The organism is Mesorhizobium sp. GbtcB19 (assembly GCF_019091085.1).
Classification (GTDB): domain Bacteria; phylum Pseudomonadota; class Alphaproteobacteria; order Rhizobiales; family Rhizobiaceae; genus Mesorhizobium.
This window is the reverse complement of the sequence record NZ_JAGXJY010000045.1, coordinates 1-3,985: the sequence shown is the minus strand read 5'-3', so window position 1 is coordinate 3,985 and position 3,985 is coordinate 1. Positions and strand designations below refer to the sequence as shown.

General features: G+C 63.4%; 5 protein-coding genes. 2 read left to right on the top strand and 3 right to left on the bottom strand.

Annotated elements, in window-relative coordinates; translation table 11 throughout:
• Positions 1 to 403: 403 nt before the first annotated feature.
• Together KVT37_RS31405 and KVT37_RS31400 are read left to right on the top strand one after the other, a co-directional pair.
• The gene (locus KVT37_RS31405) at positions 404 to 1,330 is read left to right on the top strand and encodes an ABC transporter ATP-binding protein (protein ID WP_217578900.1); all 927 of its coding nucleotides are present in this window, start codon (positions 404 to 406) and stop codon (positions 1,328 to 1,330) included.
• The gene (locus KVT37_RS31400) at positions 1,327 to 2,106 is read left to right on the top strand and encodes an ABC transporter permease (RefSeq protein WP_217578899.1); all 780 of its coding nucleotides are present in this window, start codon (positions 1,327 to 1,329) and stop codon (positions 2,104 to 2,106) included. Before KVT37_RS31405 ends, KVT37_RS31400 begins: the two co-directional genes overlap by 4 nt.
• A gap of 18 nt (positions 2,107 to 2,124) precedes the next feature.
• Here the strand turns inward: KVT37_RS31400 and KVT37_RS31395 are convergent, their stop codons facing one another.
• Genes KVT37_RS31395 through KVT37_RS31385 form a run of 3 tightly spaced genes read right to left on the bottom strand, consistent with a single transcriptional unit; the run spans position 2,125 to position 3,753 of the window.
• Complete coding sequence (locus KVT37_RS31395) at positions 2,125 to 2,829, bottom strand: DUF2807 domain-containing protein (RefSeq protein WP_217578898.1); 705 nt, start codon at positions 2,827 to 2,829, stop codon at positions 2,125 to 2,127.
• 34 nt (positions 2,830 to 2,863) lie between these two features.
• Positions 2,864 to 3,430: a DUF1700 domain-containing protein gene (locus tag KVT37_RS31390; RefSeq protein ID WP_217578897.1), complete on the bottom strand. Its 567-nt coding sequence runs from the start codon at positions 3,428 to 3,430 to the stop codon at positions 2,864 to 2,866.
• Positions 3,427 to 3,753, bottom strand: a complete 327-nt coding sequence (locus tag KVT37_RS31385; RefSeq protein WP_217578896.1) for a PadR family transcriptional regulator — start codon at positions 3,751 to 3,753, stop codon at positions 3,427 to 3,429. The genes KVT37_RS31390 and KVT37_RS31385 overlap by 4 nt, the downstream gene beginning before the upstream one ends.
• Between the last annotated feature and the right edge of the window lie 232 nt (positions 3,754 to 3,985).

Below are 3,985 nucleotides of genomic sequence, written 5' to 3'. Positions count from 1 at the left end.
GGGGAGGAGGCGCCGGGGGGGGGGGGGGGGGGCAGCGCGGGCGGTTGGAGTTGGCGCGCCTGGGGGATGGATATTCGCATAGGGCGCCCCCCCTCTCCGTCTCGGCTTCGCCGACCCACCTCTCCCCCGCCTTTGGCGGGGGCGAGGAACCCAAGCTTTCCGAGGCCGCGCCCTTCGCGATTGACAGTTCCTCGCCCCCACAAAGTGGGGGAGAGGTGGCTCGGCGCGCAGCGCCGAGACGGAGCGGGGGCTGGCGCTGACGTAGGCCGTTGCACTGCCGCAAACTGGGCCTTCAGTCAGGATGGACTGTCCAGAGCTGTCAGGAGCGGCGGCGATTACCGGTTTGCATAAAACGGCAACCGACCTATATGAGGTCACAATTTCCAGCCGGCCGTTTTTCAGCATGTCATCCATCATCTCGATCTCCGGTGTCACGAAAACCTATGCCACCGGCTTCAAGGCATTGAAGGAAATCAATCTCGACATCGAGCGTGGCGAGATCTTCGCGCTGCTCGGGCCGAACGGTGCCGGCAAGACGACGCTGATCTCGATCGTCTGCGGTATCGTCAACCGCTCGTCGGGGACCGTCAGCGTCGATGGCCATGATATCAGCAAGGATTACCGCGCCGCGCGCAGCCTGATCGGGCTGGTGCCGCAGGAGCTCACCATCGATGCCTTCGAGACGGTCTGGGCGACGGTGAATTACAGCCGCGGCCTGTTCGGCAAGGCGCCCAACAAGGCGTTCGTCGAAAAGGTGCTGCGCGATCTGTCGCTGTGGGACAAGAAGGATTCCAAGGCGATCACGCTGTCCGGCGGCATGAAGCGCCGGCTGATGATCGCCAAGGCACTGTCGCACGAGCCGCGCGTGCTGTTCCTCGACGAGCCGACGGCCGGTGTCGACGTGGAGCTGCGCCAGGACATGTGGGCGATGGTGCGGCGGCTGCGCGAGGACGGCGTCACCATCATCCTGACGACGCATTACATCGAGGAAGCCGAGGCGATGGCCGACCGCGTCGGCGTCATCAACAAGGGCGAGATCATCCTGGTCGAAGGCAAGGCCGAGCTGATGCACAAGCTCGGCCGCAAGCAGATGCGGCTGGAGCTGCGCGCGCCGCTTGCCGCCATTCCGGACGGGCTGTCGCGCTATGCGCTGGAACTGTCCGAGGGCGGCAACGAGCTCACCTATACCTATGACAACCAGAGCGACCGTCCAGGCGTCGCCTCGCTGATCCGCGACCTCGAGGCGGCCGGCATCCAGTTCCGCGATCTCGACACCAAGAACAGCTCGCTCGAAGAGATCTTCGTCAATCTTCTGAGGCAAGAGCCATGAACCTGCGCGCAGCCCCCAATTTTCGTGCGGTATGGGCGATCTACCGGGTGGAGATGGCGCGCGCCTTCCGCACCGTGCTGCAGAGCATCATCTCGCCGGTCATCTCGACATCGCTCTATTTCGTCGTCTTCGGCTCGGCGATCGGCTCGCGCATCAACGAGATCGACGGCATCGCCTACGGCGCCTTCATCGTGCCTGGACTGATGATGCTGTCGCTGTTGACGCAGTCGATCTCCAACGCCTCCTTCGCCATCTATTTTCCGAAATTCGTCGGCTCGATCTATGAGCTCCTGTCGGCGCCGGTCTCCTATCTGGAAATCATCATCGCTTATGTCGGGGGCGCGGCGACCAAGTCGATCATGCTCGGCCTGATCATCCTGGCCACCGCGGCGCTGTTTGTGCCGCTGAGGATCGAGCATCCGTTCTGGATGATCGCCTTCCTGGTGCTGACGGCGGTGACCTTCAGCCTGTTCGGCTTCATCATCGGCATCTGGGCAAAGACCTTCGAGCAGCTGCAGCTGGTGCCGCTGCTCATCGTCACGCCGCTCACCTTCCTCGGCGGCAGCTTCTATTCGATCCACATGCTGCCCGGCATCTGGAAGACGATCACGCTGTTCAACCCGGTCGTCTACCTGATCAGCGGGTTCCGCTGGAGTTTTTACGGCAAGGCCGACGTCTCGGTCGGCGTGAGCCTTGGCATGACGCTGGTGTTTTTGGCGATCTGCATCGGCATCGTCGCCTGGATCTTCAAGACGGGCTATCGGCTAAGGAACTGAAGCCGTTCGCGGCATCAGTCAGTGCTGCGAGATACTGCCGGCGCCGTGCACCTCGGAACGCCGCATGGTCGGATGCCCGTAGATGTCGACGTCGCCGCTGCCGGAAATCAAGATATCCGCATCCGCCTGCGCCGTGATCTCCGCATCGCCGCTGCCACGGATGTCGACCGTCGCCGATTGGGCGACCAGATCCTTGAGCTGCCCGCTACCGGAGCCGGATATTTCAAGGTTGACCGTTTGGGCGCTTCCGACGGCGGTAACGCTGCCGCTGCCCCGGATCTTCAGCCGGAGATCGGGTTGGTTGATCCGCGAGAGAGCGAGATCGCCGCTGCCGACAATGGTCCAGTCCTTTATGGTCGGCCCTGACAGCTGGACATCGAACCGAGGCGTGAACCAGCCCGGCTCGCAATCGAGGCCAAGCCTGCCATCGCTCATCCGCACATGGTCGACGAGGGTGGCATCGCCGCTGATGACCGCCTCGGACCGGTCTCCCGGCTGATAACGGACTGAAGCCGGCAAAGCGATGGTAAGGCTGTCGCCCGGGCTGAAGGCCAGCGTAACCTCTTTCCGGGCGGAAGCGGGCTTCCCGCAGGTCGATTCCCCGCCGATCCATGAGCCGCCGGCATAGACCCAGTCCGGGCCGGAAAGCCCGATGCCCACCGCCAGAAAAACCGTGGCGCCGGCCAGCCCCGCTGTCGCGACGAATGCCAGTTTTCCAGTCATTGTCCCGTTCCTTCGATGTGATGACAAAAAGAGCTCAGGCCTGGTCGCGGCCCGGTTGCGCCAGTCGGGAATGCAGCCGGGCGTAGCGCCCGAGAACCCGTATGCCGGCGCCCTGGCCCAGCAACAGCAACGCGCCGCCGCCGACAAAGGCGCTCACCAATCCGGCGCCGATGAAGACGCGCCCCAGCGACGACGTGAGCGTGCCGCTGCTATCGAACAGCAGCGTGGTGAGGATGATCTTGACGCCCAACGCGCCGATGGCGACGAGCGTGATACCGAGGGCGAGCCAAAGGATGACGGCGGTCAAAATCAGCGGCAGCAGGAAGACGAGGTCTATGAAGGCAAGGCCGGCCAGCGCGAGCGTCGCCGCCAGCATGTTGGACATGCTCCAATGCGCCTCCAGACGGCGCAGCCCGGCCTCGGCACGCAACTCGCGGGCGAGCCGTGCCGGGTCGCCCAATGCCGCGGCGACCTCCGCTTCGCTGCGCCCGGAAGCGTCGGCGAAATGAGCGCTGTAATCGCCGACGATGTCGTCGATCTCGTGCGCGGGCAGGCCGGCCAATCCCTGCCGCAACGTCTGCAGGAAAGCATCCCTGGTCATGGCAGATCCTCGAGAAGTTTGTCGATTGCGCCGGCAAGCGAGCGCCAGTCGCGGCGATGCGCGTCGAACGCCTGCTGACCGAGCGTCGTCAGGCGGTAATATTTGCGCGGCGGCCCGTTGCTCGATTCCACGATGCGGGTGGCGACAAGGCCGTCATTCTGCATGCGACGCATCAGCGGATAGATGGTGCCTTCGCCCATGCCGACCGCGGCGACCAGCTGGCTGGCGATCTCGTAACCATAGCTTTCGCCGCGCGACAGCACGGCCAGCACGCACAGATCGAGCGCGCCCTTCCGCAATTGCACCTGGATAGAGTCGGTCATGCCAGCTTCCGGTTCACCGGATAGCTCAGCTTCCGGTTTACAAATAGATATAGCAAGCTACCTGTTTATGCAAGGTACCGGTTGATGCAGCTTACCAAGGCGAGAGCCGTGTCCTCGCAAGGGGTGGTCGTTGAATCGGCTGCAAACGGAAAAGTGGCTAGGCTGTAGTGACAATTTAACGGCTTGGGATTCCCATCGCGAGGCAAATCAGATTCAAGGCTGACTTTTGGAG

Coding starts and splice junctions, on each gene's coding strand:
- KVT37_RS31385 (WP_217578896.1), bottom strand. CDS start 3,753: ATGACCGACTCTATCCAGGTGCAATTGCGGAAGGGCGCGCTCGATCTG.
- KVT37_RS31390 (WP_217578897.1), bottom strand. CDS start 3,430: ATGACCAGGGATGCTTTCCTGCAGACGTTGCGGCAGGGATTGGCCGGC.
- KVT37_RS31405 (WP_217578900.1), top strand. CDS start 404: ATGTCATCCATCATCTCGATCTCCGGTGTCACGAAAACCTATGCCACC.
- KVT37_RS31400 (WP_217578899.1), top strand. CDS start 1,327: ATGAACCTGCGCGCAGCCCCCAATTTTCGTGCGGTATGGGCGATCTAC.
- KVT37_RS31395 (WP_217578898.1), bottom strand. CDS start 2,829: ATGACTGGAAAACTGGCATTCGTCGCGACAGCGGGGCTGGCCGGCGCC.